Here is an 18042-nt window from a genome sequence, read left to right on the forward strand (position 1 = left end):
CGGCTACCCGTCGTCGCCTTGGTAGGCCATCACCCCACCAACAAGCTGATAGGCCGCGGGCTCATCCTGCACCGCCGGAGCTTTCCACACGGAGACCATGCGATCCCGTGTCATATCCGGTATTAGACCCCGTTTCCAGGGCTTGTCCCAGAGTGCAGGGCAGATTGCCCACGTGTTACTCACCCGTTCGCCACTAATCCCCCACCGAAGCGGGTTCATCGTTCGACTTGCATGTGTTAAGCACGCCGCCAGCGTTCGTCCTGAGCCAGGATCAAACTCTCCGTGAATGCTTGCATCATCCACAGGAAGAGCGGAACAGGCCGGAGGAATAATCCAACCCGTTCACAGCGTCCTCGCTGTCATGTGTTTCAAAGGAACCTCAACCCACCGGAAACCCGGCAGGTCGGGGTATCAACATATCTGGCGTTGACTTTTGGCACGCTGTTGAGTTCTCAAGGAACGGACGCTTCCTTCGAAACCGTCTCACCGGTTTCTCCGGACGTTTGCCCTTTCGGTGTCTCCGACTCTATCAGATCCGTTTCCCGGCCCGTTTCCGTGCCGTTCTTCCGAATCGGATTCCCCTGTCGGCGAGGCGCCTTCCGGCTGGTCTCTACTTTAGAGCCTTTTCCCTCCGGCTCCAAATTGAGCCGGCCGCAGAAGAAATTCGGCATGCCGAAGAAACCCCTGCGAAGGGAGATCGTGCTCTCGAAGTGGTACCCGCCGGAGTGGCGAAGAGGAGTCGCCGCGAAACCAGGACGGCTTTGCGGCAACCCGATGAACCTTACGGATCACTGGTCGTACTGTCAACCAGGATCGGCGCCCCCCTCAGCGTCCGTGGAGGCGACACCGGCGACACCGGCTAGCCCGCCGTGACCGGCCGCGAGCGGCCGGTCGACGTCCATGCCCCCGGGGCTGGTCGACGTCCGTCCGCCGTGGCTCCGGTCGGCGTCCGGCCACCGCGTCGGGTCGAGACCCGTCAGTCGAGGTCGGTGAGTCGGCCGCCGGCGTCGTGCTGGGCGTGCTCGACGCGGCGCAGGAGGCGGGTGAGCATGTCGCCCAGCTGGGTGCGCTCCGTCGTGGAGAGGTCCTGGAGGAGGTCCTCTTCGAAGACCGAAGCCTTGCGCATGACCTCCAGCCACTTCTCCCGGCCGGTGTCGGTCAGGCCGATGATGACGCGGACGCGGTTGTCGGGGTCGCGCTCGCGGGTGACGAGGTCCTGGCCGAACATGCGGTCGATGCGGTGGGTCATGGCGGCCGGGGTGAGGCCGAGGCGCTTGGCGATGGTGCCGGGCCACAGTTGATAGGGGCTGCCGGCCATGACGAGCTCCTTGAGTACCTCCCACTCGGGGCTGCTGAGCCCGAGGGTGGCGAGCTGGCGGCCGTAGGCGACGTTCATGCGGCGGTCCAGCCGGCTCAGCGCGTTGACCACCTTCTCCACCTGGGGGTCGAGGTCGCGGTACTCGCGCTGGTAGATCGCGATCTGCTCGTCGAGGGTCGGTTGTCGGTCCGGCATGTGGCCAGTATCCCATGGCAACTCGTTCGCCCTAAACGGTTGCCCTGTGTATTCTTTAGTATCGAACTTTAGCTTCGAACTCTGCGGGCTCGGCGCCCGTCTTCCCTCCATCCCCCTTCTCGATCTAGGCAGGTGAGTGTGACCACGGCGATGGCCGCCGCGCTGCGGCGGATCCAGCTCGGTAACGCGCTGGCAGCTTTCGGCAACGGCTTCACGGTGCCGTTCCTCTTCGTGTACGTCGCGCGGGTGCGCGATCTCGGCGACGGCACCGCGGGTGCGGTGCTCGCCGCGTTCGCCGCGGCCGCGCTGATCGTGCTGCCCTTCACGGGCCGCGTGATCGACCGGAGCGGACCTCTCGTGATGGTCGTCATCGGGGCGGTCTCGGCCGCCCTCGGTGCCCTGGGATTCGGGTTGTCGACCACCGCGCCCGCCGTACTGGCCGCCTCGGCCGTGATGGGCGCGGGCATCGCCGTACTCCAGCCGGCGCTCGCGACGATGATCGTCTGGTGCTCGACACCGGGTACGCGGTCGCGGGCCTTCGCCACCCAGTTCTTCCTCAACAACCTCGGGCTGGGTGTCGGCGGGCTGCTCGGCGGCATGCTCGTGAACGAGCACGACCCGGCGAGCTTCACCCTGCTGTTCTCCATCGAGGCGACGATGTTCCTCGTCCTGCTCGCCGTCCTGGTGACGGTCAGGGTGGCTCGGCCCGCCGAGGCGGCAGCCGGCTCCGGCGCGGGGGCTGCGTCCGGTGCCGGTTCCGGCGCTGCTCGGGGCTCCGGGTGGGGCGTGCTCCTGCGGGACCGTCCGATGGTGCTGCTCGGCGTCCTGGGGTTCGTGATCTTCTTCGCGTGCTACGGCCAGTTCGAGTCGGGTCTGTCCGCGTACGCCGTCGAGGTCACCCACATCTCCACCGCGACGCTGGGGACGGCGTTGGCGGCGAACACGGCGATGATCGTGCTCGCGCAGTTCGTCGTCCTGCGGCTGGTGGACGGGCGCAGGCGCAGCCGGGTGGTCGCCCTGGTGGGCGCCATCTGGACCGTCGCGTGGTTGGCCGCGGGGGCGTCCGGGCTCGTGCACGGGGCGCAGGCTGTGGCGACCGCGCTCCTCATCGGTACGTACGCGCTGTTCGGCGTCGGCGAGACGATGCTCTCGCCGACGGTCGCCCCGATGGTCGCCGACCTGGCGCCCGCTCGGCTCGTGGGCCAGTACAACTCGGCTTTCGCCCTGGTCAAGCAGCTCGCTCTCGCCGTCGGACCCGCCGTGGGCGGGGCGATCGCCGCGGCCGGCGCGTGGTCGACGTACATCGTCATGCTGGTGCTGTGCTGCCTCGGCGTCGTCGGGCTCGCCTTCCTGCTGGGCCGGAGGCTGCCCGAGCGGGTCGACCGGCCGGGGTCGGTCGTCATCGCGCGCGGCGGCTCTCCCTCCGGCAGCGGCGGGGAGGCCCCGGAGAGTGCGGTCGCGACGTCGGCACAGGGCGCCCTGTCACCCGAAACCGCGGTGCTGTCGGGCAGTGCCGCGGTCTCGGGCAGTGACGTGCTGTCCGAGAGTGCGGTGCTGTCGAAGGACGCGGCGGCGCCCAGCGGTGGCGGTGCGGTGTCGTCCGGCGGTGCGGGTGAGCGGGTGCCCAGCGCCGTGTGACCGTGCTCCGGGCGGCTGCCCGCCCGGCCGTCGCGGTCCCTGTCCAGCCAGGTGACCCCGCCCTTCCCCGACCGGAGGGGCGGGGCTCCTTCCGGTCCTGTTACGCGCTCGGAAGAGCGAACTCGCACCACACCGACTTGCCGCCCCCGGGCGTTCTGCGGCACCCCCACGAGGACGCGATCGTCGCGACGATCGAGATGCCCCGCCCCGACTCGTCACCCGGTTCGGCGCGGCGGCGCCGGGGCAGGTGATCGTCGCCGTCGGTGACCTCGACGATCAGACGGCGGTCCGTACGGCGGAGCCGCAGCCGCATCGGCGGGGTGCCGTGCTGGAGGGAGTTGGCGACGAGTTCGCTGGCGGCCAGCACGCCGAGGTCGCGGAGCTCCACCGGAAAACGCCAGGAGGCCAGCACGCCGGAGGCGAAGGCGCGGGCGCGCGGGGCGGCCTCCGTGCCGCCGAGCAGATCGAGCGCCGCGTTGTGGAACAGCTCGGCGTCCGTGCCGGTGCGCTCGGGGTGCTGGCAGACGAGGACGGCCACGTCGTCGTCGTGGTCCTCGGTGATACCCAGGGCGCGCAGCAGGCGGTCGCAGACGATGTCGGGCGAGCCGGTCGCGCCGGCGAAGGCGGCTTCCAGCGCCGCCACGCCCTCGTCGATGTCGGCGTCCCTGCGTTCGATCAGACCGTCGGTATAGAGCACGGCGGCAGCGCCCTCCGGCAGCGGCACGCTGCCGGAGGTGTGCAGCCAGCCCCCCGTCCCCAGGGGCGGGCCCGTGTGGTCGGTGGCGCGTCGGACAGTGCCGTCGGGATCGCGCACGAGGACGGGCACGTGGCCGGCAGACGCGTAGCTGAGTCGGCCCTCGCTGGGGTCATGGACCGCGTAGACGCAGGTGGCGATCTGGGTGGCGTCGATCTCTGCGGCGAGGTCGTCGAGGAGTTGCAGCACCTCGTGGGGCGGCAGGTCCAACCGCGCGTAGGCCCGCACTGCCGTACGGAGCTGACCCATGACGGCGGCGGCCCTGACACCGCGCCCCATGACGTCGCCGATGACGAGCGCGGTGCGGCCGGCGCCCAACGTGATCACGTCGTACCAGTCACCTCCGACGGCGGCGTCCGTGCCGCCCGGCTGGTACGTGGCCGCCACCCGCAGGTCGTCGGGCTGTTCGAGCTCCTGGGGCAGCAGGCTCCGCTGGAGGGTGACGGCGGCTTCCCGCTGCCGGCGCTCGCTGGCGCGCAGGCGTTCGACGGCCTCGACCTGGTCGGTCACCTCGGCGGCGAAGATCAGCACCCCGCTGTCGTCGGAGGTGGTGATGGGTGTGCAGGTGAACGTGTAGTAGTGGCCCGTACGGCGCCTGGATTCCTGGCGCGTGGCTCCCTTGGCGCCAGCTGCCACGGCTCCCTTGGGACCGGTCGGACCTCCCTTGGGACCGGCCACGCCTCCCTTGGACCCGCCGGAGCCTCCCACCGGGACGCCGGACGTCGTCGCCGTCTGACGCTGCTGGACCCTGCGGGACTTGACCGTACGGGGCGTGCCGCTGCGCCGTACCTGGTCCATCAGCGGGAGCAGTCCGAGCTCCACCAGCTCGGGCAGCGCCTCGCGCGCCGCCGCCCCGGTGGGGCGCGGGCCGAAGACGCGGGTATACGCGTCGTTGACGAACGCGATGCGGTGCTCCGGCCCGTGGACGATCGCGGCCAACGCGGGCACCTGGCCCAGCAGGTCGTGCACGGGCAGCGCGTCGATGCCGCCGCGCTGCCGTGGCGGCCGAGTGCCGCCCCCGGCCTTCGGCGTCCCCGTGTCCCCCTTCGCGGAGGGCGGGTCCGTCTCGGAGCGGGGGCGGCCCCGGGCGCCGGGGACGGTGGGTTTCTCCGCCGCACGCGTGACCGGGGCCGGCTGCGGGTCCGGTCCCGTGGGTGTTTCGGCGCTCCCTTGCGCACGCGTGCTCACGTCCGCACGGGCGTCACCGTCCGGTGTCATGTCCTCGGGATACGGCTCCCTGCCCGCCGGCGGCGGTTGCCTGGCCACGTGGGCGCCCGCGTACCCGCCCGTGCGCACGTCCGCGTGGAGGCCCGGGTCCGGGTCGCTGCGGGGTCCTCGCGCACCGCCCTCGTCTCCGCCCGTTCCTTCGGCGTCCGCGCCCGTCCCTCCGGACGCACCGGAGCCTTCGTCTCCGTGGCCCTCGCCTCCGTGGCCCTCACGGTCGCCCTCGCTGTCGCTCTCCGAACGGTCGGCGTGAGCCGGGCCGGACGACTGCGCTCGCGCCTTTATCGCCGCCTGAGCGGCGGCGGTCCGCCGCTGTGTGCCGGGCAGTCGGGCGCTCCAGCGCGTGAAGTTCACGTCGTCCGATTCCTCATGTGGTTCGCGGTGTTCGCTCGGGTCGCTCGGGGGCCGCTCAGGGATCACTCTTCGCAGACGCGGGCCCACCCATGGTCACACGTCCAGTGTGGCGCACCGCGCCGACATTCGTCAGACGCCGCTGAGCGGCGGCCACTTGCGACGCGGCGACTTCGGTCTTCTCGGTGCTCCAGGTGCTCCAAGTGCTGCCGGTGCTCCAGGTGCTACCGATACCGCCGATGCCGCTCCGGCGGGGGTCAGTTCTTGTCGGGATGCCGTACGGTGCCTGCCGCCATCTCGAACTCGGCGCGCGGGTGCTCCAGGGATCCCAACGAGACGATCTCCCGTTTGAACAGCCCGGAGAGCACCCATTCGGCCAGCACGCGGGCCTTTCTGTTGAAGGTCGGCACGCGGCTGAGGTGGTACGCGCGGTGCATGAACCAGGCAGGGTAGCCCTTGAACTTCCGTCCGTACACGTGCGCGACGCCCTTGTGCAGTCCGAGTGAGGCGACCGAGCCGGCGTACGCGTGCCGGTACTCAGTGGGCTCCGCCCCTTCGAGCACCGCGGCGACGTTGTCGGCGAGGCGGCGCGCCTGGCGCACGGCGTGCTGGGCGTTGGGAGCGCAGAGGGGTGATTCGGCACCGTCTCCCGCGGCGCGTGGAGCACCTGCCACGCCGCTGTGGGGCGCTCTGCTGACGGTGCCGTCGTGCGCCCTGTCGCCGGTCCCGTCGTGCGCCTCGCCTCCGGCGCCCTTGTGCGCCGTGCTTCTCGCCGCGTCGTGCGCCGTGCTTCTCGCCTCGTCCATCGCCGTCAGGTCGGGTACGGCTGCCGCGTCGCCTGCCGCCCAGGCGTGCTCCGTGCCGGTGACGCGGAGAGTCGTCTCGCACCTGAGCCTGCCGCGGGAGGTGAGGGGCAGGCCCGTACGCGCCAGGAGGGGGTGCGGTTTGACGCCCGCCGTCCACACCAGGGTGCGCGTGGGATGGCGGGATCCGTCGCTGAGAGTGGCCACGCGCCCCTCGCAGGAGTCGAGGCGCGTGCCGAGACGGACGTCGATGTTCCGGGCGCGCAGCTCGCGCAGCGCGTATCCGCCCATCTCCTCGCCCACCTCAGGAAGGATGCGGTCGCTGGCCTCCACCAGGAGGAAGCGCAGGTCGTCGGGGTCGATGTTGTGGTAGTAGCGACAGGCGTAGCGGGCCATGTCCTCCAGCTCCGCCAGCGCCTCCACCCCCGCGTAACCGCCGCCGACGAAGACGAAGGTGAGGGCCGCGTCGCGGACGTCCGGATCGCGGGTGGAGGAGGCGATGTCGAGCTGTTCGAGCACGTGGTTGCGCAGCGCGATGGCCTCCTCGACCGTCTTGAACCCGATGCCGTGCTCGGCCAGACCCGGCACCGGGAGAGTCCGGGAGACCGAGCCGGGTGCCAGCACCAGTTCGGTGTAGGGGAGTTCGAGGGTGGACGGCTCGCGCCGGAAACCCGGGCCTGCCTGAGCGGCACGTGTCGCGTCGGCCTCCGCGGTGGCGAGGGTGGTGATGTGGGCGACCCGGCGCTCGTGGTCGATGCTGCGCGCCTCACCGACGATGACCTGACAGCGCGGCAGGACGCGGCGCAGGGGGACGACGACATGACGCGGCGAGATCGAACCGGCGGCGGCCTCCGGCAGGAACGGCTGGTACGTCATGTAGGGGTCGGGATCGAGGATCGTGATGGTGATCCCCGAGGCGGACGGCAGCGCAAACGGGGACACGCGCGGGGACGGGGGATGGGGCAGCGGGTGGGACGGGGAGGAGGGCTGTGACGGAGACGCAGCAGGCAGCGTCGGGTCAAGGGTGGAGGCGGGGACGGGGGCAGGGGTAGCGCGCGGCGCCTCGCTGAGCCGCTGCTTCAGCTTCTGCTGGAGGCGCAGCGCCGTGTACATGCCGACGTAACCTCCGCCGACGACGAGGATGCGTGTGGGGTCCGCAGATTCCTTCGTGGCCTTCGTCACTCGACCATGACGCACCCTCAGTCCCTCGTTTGTCCACAGGTCACACGATTCGTATGACTGCTGTGCGCCGGGCGCTCACCGGTGTCCCGATCTCCTGCAGGATTTCGTTCACGCAGGTCACCGGGGAAGAAGAGGGGGCGCGTGGGCCGGTGCCCTGGGCGGAAAAGCGGTCGTGGCCGAGGAAGGCGAAAGGCCGCGCGGCAACGCCCTCTTCTCTCACGACCTGGGCTCAACTATGTTCGTATCCCAGAGCGGGTGCGACGTGTGGACCAATGTGTCGCAGCCCGTCCCCGCGAACGCGGGGGTCTCCGGGGGGAGACAGGGATTTACCGGGGGAACGAATATGCACATTCAGGGTATGCACGGGTCTCATGCCACCGCGGCGGCCGTTTCCGCCGTGCCGGAAGGCCCGATCAGCACGAACGCCGCCGCCGCGAGCTCCTCAGGCGTCGCCCAGGCGGCCGCCGTCACTCCGCGCACGGCCCCGCTGCGCGTGGACGCCCAGCGCAACCTCGAGCACGTGCTGCGCGCGGCCCGCGAGGTCTTCGGAGAGCTGGGTTACGGCGCACCGATGGAGGACGTCGCCCGCCGAGCCAGGGTCGGGGTGGGAACGGTCTACCGCAGGTTCCCCAGCAAGGACGTCCTGGTGAGGCGGATCGCCGAGGAGGAGACGGCCCGGCTGACGGAGCAGGCGCGGTCGGCGCTGGGGCAAGAGGAGGAGCCCTGGTCGGCGCTGTCCCGTTTCCTGCGCACCTCCGTCGCCTCCGGTGCCGGACGGCTGCTGCCGCCACGGATACTGCGCGCGGACGGCTGGGCGGCGGACAGCGCACCCCGCGTACCGCCGCAGCGCCCGCCGGCCCAGGCCGAGTTCGCCGAGGACGCGCGGCTGGACGGAAGCACACCGCCGGGTCTGCGGCTGGTGGAGCGCACCGCCCCCACCGTCGTGGCACAGGAGGTGGGCTACGAGGGGCTGGAGGAGGACCCGGGAGCGGTCGAGCTTCTCCAGGTCGTCGGCCAGTTGGTCGAGCGAGCCCGGGAGGCCGGCGAGCTCCGTCCGGACGTGACGGTGGGCGACGTCCTGCTGGTGATAGCGACGGCCGCGCCCTCGCTGCCTGACGCCGCCCATCAGGCAGCGGCCTCCACCCGCCTCCTCGACATCCTGCTCGAAGGGCTGCGCTCGCGCACCGCGCACTGAGCGGTAGGTACCGAGGGGCCCGTGCCGAACGGCTCTTCCCGAGGGGCGCCTTCGATGGGCTTCTTTCCGAGGCGCGCCTTCGGTGGGTTGGCGTGCTCGCTCAATACCTCGTGCGGTCGCTTCTCTTGCCGAGTACGCGTGAGAGGTGCGGTACGAGCGAGCGCTTTGCCGGGTTGGTGCCTCGCGGGCCGGTCATCGAGCACACGTGCGAGAGGCCACCGGGCGGGGTGATTCGTCAGCTTGTCGGCTTCCCGGCCGGCACCGCTGTGCCACGCTGACGCGATGTTCCGCAGGCAGGGTGTGCACGGAAGTCACGGCTATGGCTGGTGACGAGCAGCGGGAGCCGGAGGGACCCGAGGAGCCGGAGGCACCGGGAAAGCCGGAAGCGTCGCCGGAGCCGAATGCGTCCGGGGAGCCGGAAACGTCAGCGGTGACCGAAGCATCGGGGACATCCGAAGCGTCGGGGGAGTCCGAAGCGTCGGAGGTGTCGGGGCAGGAGACGGAGACGGGCTCCTGCTCGGACCTCGACCCGCAGGTCCGGCCGCAGCAGTCGGCTTCGCCTCAGGTCCCCGAACAGCGTGGGCGCCACGACGCGGACAGAGCCGGCCGCCCGCGCGGCCCCCACCGTACGGAGCGAACCGACGCCCCGGGCGGGCCGCCCAACGCGGGGAAGGGCACGGCACTGCCCGGACGCCGCGGCGCGGACAAGGCCGGGGCGCCGAGCGGGCCGCGCGGCGTGGACAAGAAGCCCGGGGCCCCGCGCGGGGTCCGCGGGGCGGGCGGCGGCGGGACGCTCGGCGGGGTGTCGGACGCGGAGTTGCTGTCGCGGATGCGGAAGGGGGACGACGGGGCCTACGAGGAGCTGTACCGGCGGCACGCCGAGCCCGTGCGGCGCTACGCCCGTACCTGCTGCCGGGACGCGGACACCGCGGAGGACCTGACCGGTGAGGTCTTCGCGCGCACGCTGCAGGCGGTTTGCGGCGGCAAGGGGCCCAGAACCGCGGTGCGCGCGTACCTGCTCACGTCCGTACGGCACGTCGCCGCGGCGTGGACGCGCACGCGGCGGCGGGAGCGGCTGGTGGACGACTTCGCGGTGTTCGTGCAGTCGGCGGCCGCCGCCTCGGCGCGGGATGTGGACACGCTGGACCTGGGCGCCGACGTGCGGGCCATGCACAAGGCCGAGCAGACCCTGGTGGTTCGCGCGTTCGAAAGTTTGTCGGAGCACGACCGGATGCTGCTGTGGCACACGGCGGTCGAGGGCGGCAGGCCGCAGGACGTGGCGGTGCTGCTGGGCACGTCGCGCGGCGCGGTGGCGACGGCTGCGCACCGGGCGCGGGAGCACCTCAAGCAGGCGTATCTGCAGGCGCACGTCAGTCAGGCGCTGACGCAGGGCGGGGAGTGTGCGCGGTACGCGGATCGGCTGGGCGCGTACGCGCGCGGTGGGCTGCGGATGCGGGCCGAGCGGGGGCTCGCCCGGCACCTGGAGGAGTGTCCTGCCTGCAGCCAGGCGGCTTCGGAGGTGAAGGACCTCAACGAGCACATCAGGCTGGTGCTGCCGGTGGCGCTCATCGGCTGGTTCGGTACGGCCGGCGGGGCGAAGGCGTTCGCCGCGCTGCTCGGTGGTGGTGCGGCCGCAGGAGGGGCCGCGGCCGGTGGCGCTGGTGCGGGGGCGGGTGGCGCGGCGTCGGAGGGGCTCGGGGCCCCGGCGAAGGTCGGCATCGGTCTGGGCGTGGCCGCGGCGGCGGGTGCGGTGCTCGCGTACGCGTTGACCGGCGGGGACGAGCCGGTCGAGAAGCCGCGGGCTCGTCCCTCGCCGCCGCACGCGGCGCCGGACCAGCCGCCTCGGAAGCCCGATCCCGCGCCGCCCGAACCCCGCCAGGAGCCACGGAAGCCGACGGGGCGACCGCCCGCTCCCGGGCCGGAGCCCGTACGGGCCGCGCCGCGGCGCCCGGCCCAGGAGGCGGCTCCCGTACGGCGACCGGGCCCGCGACCGTCCGCGCCTGAGCCCCCGCGGAGCCCGGACCCCGAGCCGCCCACGCCCCCGCCTCCGTCTTCTCCCCCGGCTCGGCCCTCTCCTCCGGCTCCGGAGCCGGCTGAACGGCACCTCATCCGCGTCACGGAGCGCGGCGTCGTCCTCGAGTCGACGACGGGGGAGCGGACGGTACGGCTGGTGGTGGAGCGTCAGCCCGACGGAGGGACACCGGACTCGGTGGCGAGTTGGTCGCACAGCTTGTCGAGACAGGCCGCCGCCTCGGCGAGGGTGAGGGGCGCCCCCACTACCTCGGTTCCGTCGTCCGAGGAGCCGCCGCGGCCCTCGCCCGAAGCACCGTTGGAGACGTCGTCGGAAGCGTCGGCGGCCGCACCGGCAAAGTAGGCGCGGATGGTGGTGTCGAGGCGCAGTTCGGGGACGCTCGCGGGCAGGTCGCCGCGCGTCGCGCCGGCCGCGTCGGCAAGCTGGACGGCGAGGGCGGGCCGACCGGCCCGGAGCAGAATGAAGCCGGCGGTCAGCAGGGCGTTGCCGGTGAGCGTCTCGGGGACGGCCACCGCCAGTCCGGCGTGGAGGGCGGCGTTGATCTTGCGGAGGGCTTCGGGGATCAGCTCGTCGCCCTCACATGCCGTGATGCGGGCGTCGAGTACGCGGAGAGGCACCTCGAAGACGGCGGGCAGGCTCCCGACGGAGGCGTATTTCTCGGCTTGCCGGTACAGCTCGCGGGCGCGTGCGACGTCGTCTTCCTCTACGGCGGCCATGGCGCGGACGAAGAGGGCGAGGGTCGGTGCGTCGCGGACACCGAGGCGGTCGCCGTCTTCCAGGGCACGCTGGGCGAGCTGGTCGGCCTGCTTCGTGTCGCCCTGGCGGTACCAGATCTCGGCGATGCGCACGAGGAGTACCGGCATCTCGGTGAGGGCGCCGAGCTGCTGCGCGTAGCGCATGGCCGTCTCGCACTCGGCGCGGGCGTCCTCGTAGCGGCCCTCCTGAATGGCGATCTCTGCGCGCAGGCCACACAGCTGGCTGAGCAGCCAGCGGTCGCCGGTGCTTTCGGCGAGGGCGCTGATCTCGGGGAGGTCCTCCTTCAGGCGCGGGAGGCCGCCAGGGGTGTCGAGGCGGATGTGAGCGCGGAAGAGCAGTGCGACGGCGAGTTCCCAGGGGCCGCTGTAGCGGCGGCAGTTCGTGACGAGCTCATGCATGAGGGGTGCGACGCCCTGGCCACCATCAAGGAGGAAGCCGGCGAAGGGCCAGAGCATTCCGGGGAAGCGCGCGGAGGCCGGACCGGGCTCGCGGAAGGTGGCGACCAGCTGCTCCGCGATGGCGCGGTGATGCGGCTGCGTGACCAGTTCCTGGGTGCGGTGTTCCGACAGCAGGAAGTAGTCGAGGAGCTGGAGTTCCCGGACCAGCAGTTCCTCGTCATCGTCATCGTCCTCGTCCCGCCGATCAGCGTCCCTTTCATCAATGGGACGCTGATCGGCATCCCGCCTCTCGGCGCCCCGCCTCTCGGCGTCCCGTCTCTCGGGCGAGGTCGGCAGCAGGGTGAGGGCGGCCTCGACCCAGCGGGCTCCCTCGTCACGGAAGTTGCGCAGCCACCAGAACCAGCCGGCCGCGCGGACGAGTGCGACGACGGTCTTGTGGTCGCGCTGGTACAGGGAGCGGTGGAGGGCCGCGCGAATGTTGTCGAGGTCGGCTTCGACGCGGGGCAGCCAGGAGAGCTGTTCGGCCGAGCGGATGCGGGGTTCGGCGGCGGTGGCGAAGCGGAGGATCTGGGCGGTGTGCCGGGCCTCGGCCTCGTCGCGCTCCTCGGGGTGTTCGGCGGCGCGTTCACGGGCGTAGTCGTGGATCGTCTCCAGCATGCGGTAGCGCACGCCGGTGCCGGTCAGGGCGGGGGGCTGGTCGGCAACGAGGATCGACTTGTCGACCAGGGCGGAGAGCAGGTCGAGTACGTCGTCCGGGTGGATGTGCCCATTCGGTGGCGGCCCGGGGTCCGGCGGCGACTCGTCCGCGCACACGTGTTCGGCGGCAGAGAGGGTGCAGCCGCCCGCGAAGACGGACAGCCGGCGGACGGCGGTGCGCTCGCGCTCGTCCAACAGGTCCCAGGACCAGTCCACGACGGCCCGCAGCGTCTGCTGGCGGGGCAGCACGGTACGGCTGCCGCTGGTCAGCAAGCGGAAGCGATCGTCGAGACGGTCCGCGATCTGTCGCGGAGTGAGCGAGCGGAGCCGTGCGGCCGCCAGTTCGATCGCGAGGGGCAGACCGTCGAGCCTGCGGCAGATCTCCGCCACGGCCTCCGCGTCCTCACTCGGACGGAAACCGGGACGCGCCGCGGCGGCGCGGTCCGCGAAGAGGCGGTGTGCGGGCGCGGGCGGCAGCGGCTCGACCGGACGCACGGCCTCCCCCGGCACGCCGAGGGGTTCGCGGCTGGTGGCCAGCACGGTCAGCCCGGGGCAGTGGGCGAGAAGCGTCTCGGCGAGCGTCGCGGCCGCGTGAATGACGTGTTCGCAGTTGTCGAGCACCAGCAGCGGAGTGCGGTGCTGCAAGTGCTCGACCAGCAGCGCCGTCGCGTCCTGCTGGCCACTGAGCGCACGCGCGCCCTCCGTGGCGGCCGTGGACAGCGCGGTCCCCCGGCGGCCGAGCGCGCTGAGGACGGCACCCGGCACGGCGGTGGGATGGTCGAGCGGCGCCAACTCCACGAACCACGTGCCGTCGGGGTGCGGAGTCGGATCGGCCGCCCCCGTCGTGGCGGCCACCTGCTCGGCGAGCCGGGTCTTGCCGGAGCCGCCGGGGCCGGTCAGCGTCACCAGCCGGGAGGCCGCGAGGTCGGCGCCGAGGGTGGCGATGTCCGTCTCACGGCCGACGAAGCTGGTCAGCCGTGCCCGGAGGTTGCCAGGTGGGCGCGCCGGGCCCTGCCCCTCGGGGACGGGTGCCTGTCCCTCCGCGGTGGGCGTCGGTCTCCCGCCGCCCGGTGTCGGCCTCCCGCCGCCCGGTGTCGGCTTCACCCCGCCCACCGCCGGCTTCGCGCCACCCGCCGCCGGCTTCGCGCCACCCGCCGTCGGTGTGCGTCTCGCACCGCGCGTGGGGGCGGGCTCGGTCTCACTCCCCGGCGGGAGCGGGTGCGGGTGGTCGCCCTCCGGGGTTGTCCGGTGCTCCGGTGCCGTCCGGTGCTCCGGTGCCGTCCGGTGCTCCGGTGCCGTCCGGTGCTCCGTGGTCGTCCGGTCCTCCGGTGCCGTCCGGTCCTCCGGTGCCGGCACCGGCGTGCGGGTCTCATCGGTCAGCGCCGTCCGGACGGACCGGCCCGTGCCGGAAGCGCCCTCCTCAGGGGCAGTGACAGGGTCAGGGACCGACACAGGGACTGACACAGGGGCCGGGGCGGAGGGAGTTTCCGTACTGGCCGGGGTGCTCGCCCGGAGGAGTTCCGCGTGGAGTGCGCGCAGTTCCGCTCCGGGGTCGGCGCCGAGGCGGGACGCTATCCCTCTGCGTACGGACTCGTAACCGGCCAGCGCCTCCGCCGTCCGGCCGCTCTCGTGCAGGGCTCTGAGGTGGAGGACCTGGAGCGGTTCGTCGAGCGGGTGTTGCGGGGCCAGCTGGCGGAGTTCGGGCAGGACGCGGGCGGCGTGGCCCAGGGCGAGATCGGCGGCGAGGCGCCGTTGGAGGGCCGCGTGCCGCAGGGCCTCCATGCGGGCGGCGACGGCGACGCGGTCGGGCAGGTCGGCCAGCGCGGGGCCGCGCCACAGAGCGAGGGCTTCGCGGAGTACCCGCGCGGCCCGCTCCGCGTCACCCTCCTCCAGTGCGCGCTCCCCTTCGGTGGCCAGGCGTTCGAAGCGGAGGAGATCGACCTCGTCGCGCTCGGGGTCGAGTCGCAGCCGGTACCCGCCGGTGAGCGATTCGACGGCGTCCCTCCCCAGGGCCCGGCGCAACCTTCCCACCAGCGCCTGCAGTGCGGCCGGCGCGTCCTCCGGCAGGGCGTCGGGATACGCGTCGGCCCACACGTCGTCGATGAGCGCCTGGGGCGAGGCGGGTGCGCGGCTGTGGGCGCGCAGCGCGAGGGCGGCGAGCAGCGCGCGCAGGCGCTGCCCGCCGAGCGGCACGGGACGCCCGGCGTCGTCGCGGGCCTCGCTCGCCCCCAGGATCAGATAGCGCACATGCCTATTGTCCCTGTCGGTGCCGTCATGTCCGCGCCCTTTTTTCCGTTGGTGTGACCGGGGGCCGAGCGGGGCGGAGGCCCGTCCGTCATCTGGGCGTGGGCGGCAGGCTGCGTTCGTGGCGGGCGTCGGGGTGGACGCCCGCCGCCGCGGCGCGGTGGCGGGGCGCCGCGGCGCCGGTCCAGCAGGTGCCGCGGCGGGCGAGCAGGCGGCTCAGCCACAGTTCCATGGCGGCCAGGTCGGCGATGCCCTCCGCGGGGAGCGGTTCGCCTCGGGCCACCCGTTGGACGGCCTGCCGTACGACGCGGGCCTCGACCAGCCCTGCCTCGGCGAGCAGCGGTGCCTGGAACAGTTCGAGCAGCCGCTCGGAGGCGAGGCGTATGCCCGTGCGGAGGGCGGCGTGGTGCGTGGCCTGCGTGGGGGCGCCCCAGCCGGGCGGGACGTCGTGGACGCCCGCCCCGGCGAGCGCGGCGCGCAGGATGGAGGCGCGTGCTCCGGGGCGTACGCGCAGCGCGTCGGGGAGCTCCCGGGCGGCGCGCACGACCTGGTTGTCGAAGTAGGGGGCGTGCAGCCGCTGGTTGCGGATCTCGGCGGCCTGTTCGAGGACGCGGTGGTCGGCGGCGGACCGGGCGAGGGCGGCGCGGGCCCGTCGTTCCCCGGGCCTCTCCACGGTCGGGCGGGCCTGGGCCGCGGTCTCCAGGCGCAGGGAGACCTCCGCGAGCGCCTCCCCCGTCAGCCAGCGGGCCGCCGGTCCCGGGCGGCACCAGGTGAGCGCGGCCACCGAGGCGTCCACGGCGCTCTCCCCGCCGTCCGGATAGGGCGCGAACGCGGACGCCGTGAAACCGCCGTCCCGCAGCAGTGCCGCCGTCTGCTCCACCCCTTCCCTGTAGGGCGTACGGGCCAGCCTGCGCGCTGCCCGGTAGACGGTGACGGGCACCAGCAGCGAGCGCCCCGCCACCTGCCCCTCTCCCCGTTGCCCCTCAGCGCGGGCCAGCGCGGCGACGGGACGGACGAGGTGGCGGCGGCGCCGGTCCAGCAGCAGGTCGGCCAGGCGGGCGGGGTGCGCGTCGAGGACCTGCCGGGCCCCGGCGCCGACGAAGTGGTCAGCGCTGCCCGCCGTGAGACGGCTGCGGTGGCGTTCGGCCGCGACGAGTGAGGGTCCCGGCTCGTCCGTGAGCGGACCCGCGGTCAGGTCCGCGTACGGCAGCGTCTCCTCGCCGCCGGTGACCACGAGGTGGCGCAGCCGCGGGTTCTGGGCGATGGCGTGTGCCCGCTCCAGTTCGGCGGTGTGGTCCCCGGCGTCCGCCGGGTCGTGGGGGCCGCGGTCGTGCGGGCCGCGGTGTGCGGCGCCCGTTCCCGTGGTGAGGTCGTTGAAGGTGACCGCCAGCAGCCGCTCGCCCGCGCCCGCCGCGCCGGAACCGAAGACGGTTCCGGGGGTGCCGGGCAGCCCGGCGGCGAGCAGCGCGAGGGTGCCGGAGGCGGGCCCGCCGGACAGGTCGGCGCCGACGCCGGGCGCGGGTCCGCCGCGCGCCCGCTGCCGGTCGGCCGGGCCCATGCCGGGGACGGGGCCCGGATCCCGTACGTCGATGTCGTGTTCGGACGCGTGGCGGGGCGCGGTCAGGCGGGCGCGGACAGCGTTCACCAGCGCGTCCCTGACGCCCGCCACGGCCGCCTCCGGGTCGACGGGCGGCGCGCCGACGACCAGGGACGTGGACGACTCGTACCCGGCGATCTCCCGGCTGCCGCCGTCCCGCACGATCAGCGCGTGCCCCGGCGGCACCCGGCTGACCCCCCGGTAGGGGGTGCCGTCGCCCAGCGCCTCGGGGGCGTCGGGGCAGGCGAGCAGCGCGGCGAGGTGCCCGAAGTCGAGCTCCGCCTCGGCCAGGTCGGCGAGCGGCAGCGCGGCCGTCGCGTACGCGGTACCGCCCGCCCACGGCGTGTGGAAAACGGGCCGCACACCGGCCAGGTCGGCGGCGACGGTGAGCCGGCGCCCGACGCAGGCGACGGCCGTGTAGCTGCCGGGCCACGCGGTCAGGTGACGAAACGCTCCGCCTCGCGCGGCGATCAGCCCGAGCCGCAGTTCGTCGTCGCTGGCGCCGCAGCAGCCGAACACCGCGAGCCGGCTGCCCGGCTGGGCCTCCACCACGCGGATCTCGTCGGGACGCCAGTCCCCGACCGCCCACAGCGGGTCCGGGTCCCCCCACACCACCTGCGCCCCGACGGGCTGCAGGATGCCGTCACCGCCATCGGGCACGTGCGCGGTGTGCGGGGCGTGACCGTAGCGGCCGACGGAGTCGTACGGGTCGTAGGCGTCGTACGGGCCGCGGGAGTCGGACGGGCCGTGAGAGTCGTACGAGGCACGGGAGTCGTACGAGGCACGGGAGTCGTACGAGGCACGGGAGTCGTACGAGGCACGGGAGTCGTACGAGGCACGGGAGTCGTACGGGCCGCTCGAACCGGTGGACGCGCGGCTCCGGTTCGTGGTGGCCCGGGAGCCGCCGCGACGGCCCTGGGGCGCTGCCGCGGCGCTGCTCCACCCCACCAACCAGCGCATCGCCGCCTGCCTTCACGTCACTTGCCGGCACTCCCGCCGGCGTCCGCCGCCCCGCGCGGGCCCTGGGGCGACGGGTGTGCGTCGCCCTGAGACCGCTGCCGTTGCGGCTATGGTGCCACGTATGTGGCGCACGGGAGGCGTGTAAGGGGCGCATACCTCAGTGGAGTACGCGGCCTTTCTTCCGTCCTCCCACACCCCCGTACGGGTCCGCTGATCGGGCTCCGCGCGCGCATATTCCTCTGGCGTCGGCCTCCGGCACCGCACACGCGACCGATGTCATTCGGCCAAATCTGCCCGTTCGACCGACCACGACGGCCGCCGCCTTGACGCCCCGGGGCGCACTCGCGACGCAACACCGGGCGGGCGGCGCACGGATGGCGGCGGGAGGGGCGGGGACCATCGGTGGTAACGCGCGACAGGCGTGCACGCCGAGCGCGCGGCACCGTCGCGTACGCCGGGCACGGAGGCACAGCGGCACACGCGTGTGGGCCCCCGCTGAGCAGGAGACCGTCCCGACAGGGAACCGAAAGAAACTGCGCGCCTGTCCGAGCGGCCGACGCGCCTGTGCGAGCAGTCGTTGCGCCTGTCCGAGCGGTGGAAGGGGCTCAGCACTGCGGCCGAGAGGGCGAACGCAGCGGTCCAGAGGGCGAGCGCAGGGAGAGAGCGCCGGCACCGGGGCCGAGCGGGGGGGGCGAGTCG

6 protein-coding genes, 1 rRNA gene and 2 pseudogenes (1 of these 9 only partly in view) are annotated in these 18042 nt (G+C 73.2%); 3 read left to right on the top strand and 6 right to left on the bottom strand.

Annotated features, from left to right (window positions below; translation table 11 throughout):
• Both MMF93_RS15610 and MMF93_RS15615 read right to left on the bottom strand, forming a co-directional pair.
• A 16S ribosomal RNA gene (locus MMF93_RS15610) occupies positions 1 to 287 on the bottom strand; it reaches 1242 nt to the left of the window's first position.
• Between the two features lie 689 nt (positions 288 to 976).
• On the bottom strand, positions 977 to 1513 hold the full coding sequence (locus MMF93_RS15615; protein ID WP_242751959.1) for a MarR family winged helix-turn-helix transcriptional regulator: 537 nt from the start codon (positions 1511 to 1513) through the stop codon (positions 977 to 979).
• 150 nt (positions 1514 to 1663) lie between these two features.
• Here MMF93_RS15615 and MMF93_RS15620 point away from each other — a divergent pair.
• Positions 1664 to 2968 (top strand): annotated as a pseudogene (locus tag MMF93_RS15620) (MFS transporter); the annotation flags it as partial.
• A 283-nt stretch (positions 2969 to 3251) separates the two neighbouring features.
• Here the strand turns inward: MMF93_RS15620 and MMF93_RS15625 are convergent.
• The gene (locus tag MMF93_RS15625; RefSeq protein ID WP_423835609.1) at positions 3252 to 5123 is read right to left on the bottom strand and encodes an ATP-binding SpoIIE family protein phosphatase; all 1872 of its coding nucleotides are present in this window, start codon (positions 5121 to 5123) and stop codon (positions 3252 to 3254) included.
• A gap of 614 nt (positions 5124 to 5737) precedes the next feature.
• On the bottom strand, positions 5738 to 7465 hold the full coding sequence (locus MMF93_RS15630) for an NAD(P)/FAD-dependent oxidoreductase (RefSeq protein WP_242751962.1): 1728 nt from the start codon (positions 7463 to 7465) through the stop codon (positions 5738 to 5740).
• 358 nt (positions 7466 to 7823) lie between these two features.
• On the opposite strand from MMF93_RS15630, the gene MMF93_RS15635 reads away from it, so the two are divergent.
• Positions 7824 to 8660, top strand: coding sequence for a TetR/AcrR family transcriptional regulator (locus tag MMF93_RS15635; protein ID WP_242751964.1), 837 nt, complete (start codon positions 7824 to 7826; stop codon positions 8658 to 8660).
• An 829-nt stretch (positions 8661 to 9489) separates the two neighbouring features.
• Positions 9490 to 10002: pseudogene (locus MMF93_RS33710) on the top strand (RNA polymerase sigma factor); the annotation flags it as partial.
• Positions 10003 to 10841: 839 nt separating this feature from the next.
• On the opposite strand, the gene MMF93_RS33500 reads toward MMF93_RS33710, so the two are convergent.
• Together MMF93_RS33500 and MMF93_RS15650 are read right to left on the bottom strand one after the other, a co-directional pair.
• A complete protein-coding gene (locus tag MMF93_RS33500; protein WP_341483271.1) occupies positions 10842 to 14789 on the bottom strand; it encodes an AfsR/SARP family transcriptional regulator in 3948 nt (1315 codons plus the stop codon).
• Between the two features lie 88 nt (positions 14790 to 14877).
• Entirely contained in the window at positions 14878 to 17343 is a 2466-nt protein-coding gene (locus MMF93_RS15650; protein ID WP_242751966.1) for an asparagine synthase-related protein, read from the bottom strand.
• Between the last annotated feature and the right edge of the window lie 699 nt (positions 17344 to 18042).

The organism is Streptomyces tubbatahanensis, from assembly GCF_022699385.1.
Classification (GTDB): Bacteria; Actinomycetota; Actinomycetes; order Streptomycetales; family Streptomycetaceae; genus Streptomyces; species Streptomyces diacarni.

Coding starts and splice junctions, on each gene's coding strand:
- MMF93_RS15650 (WP_242751966.1), bottom strand. CDS start 17,343: ATGCGCTGGTTGGTGGGGTGGAGCAGCGCCGCGGCAGCGCCCCAGGGC.
- MMF93_RS15635 (WP_242751964.1), top strand. CDS start 7,824: ATGCACGGGTCTCATGCCACCGCGGCGGCCGTTTCCGCCGTGCCGGAA.
- MMF93_RS15615 (WP_242751959.1), bottom strand. CDS start 1,513: ATGCCGGACCGACAACCGACCCTCGACGAGCAGATCGCGATCTACCAG.
- MMF93_RS15625 (WP_423835609.1), bottom strand. CDS start 5,123: ATGACACCGGACGGTGACGCCCGTGCGGACGTGAGCACGCGTGCGCAA.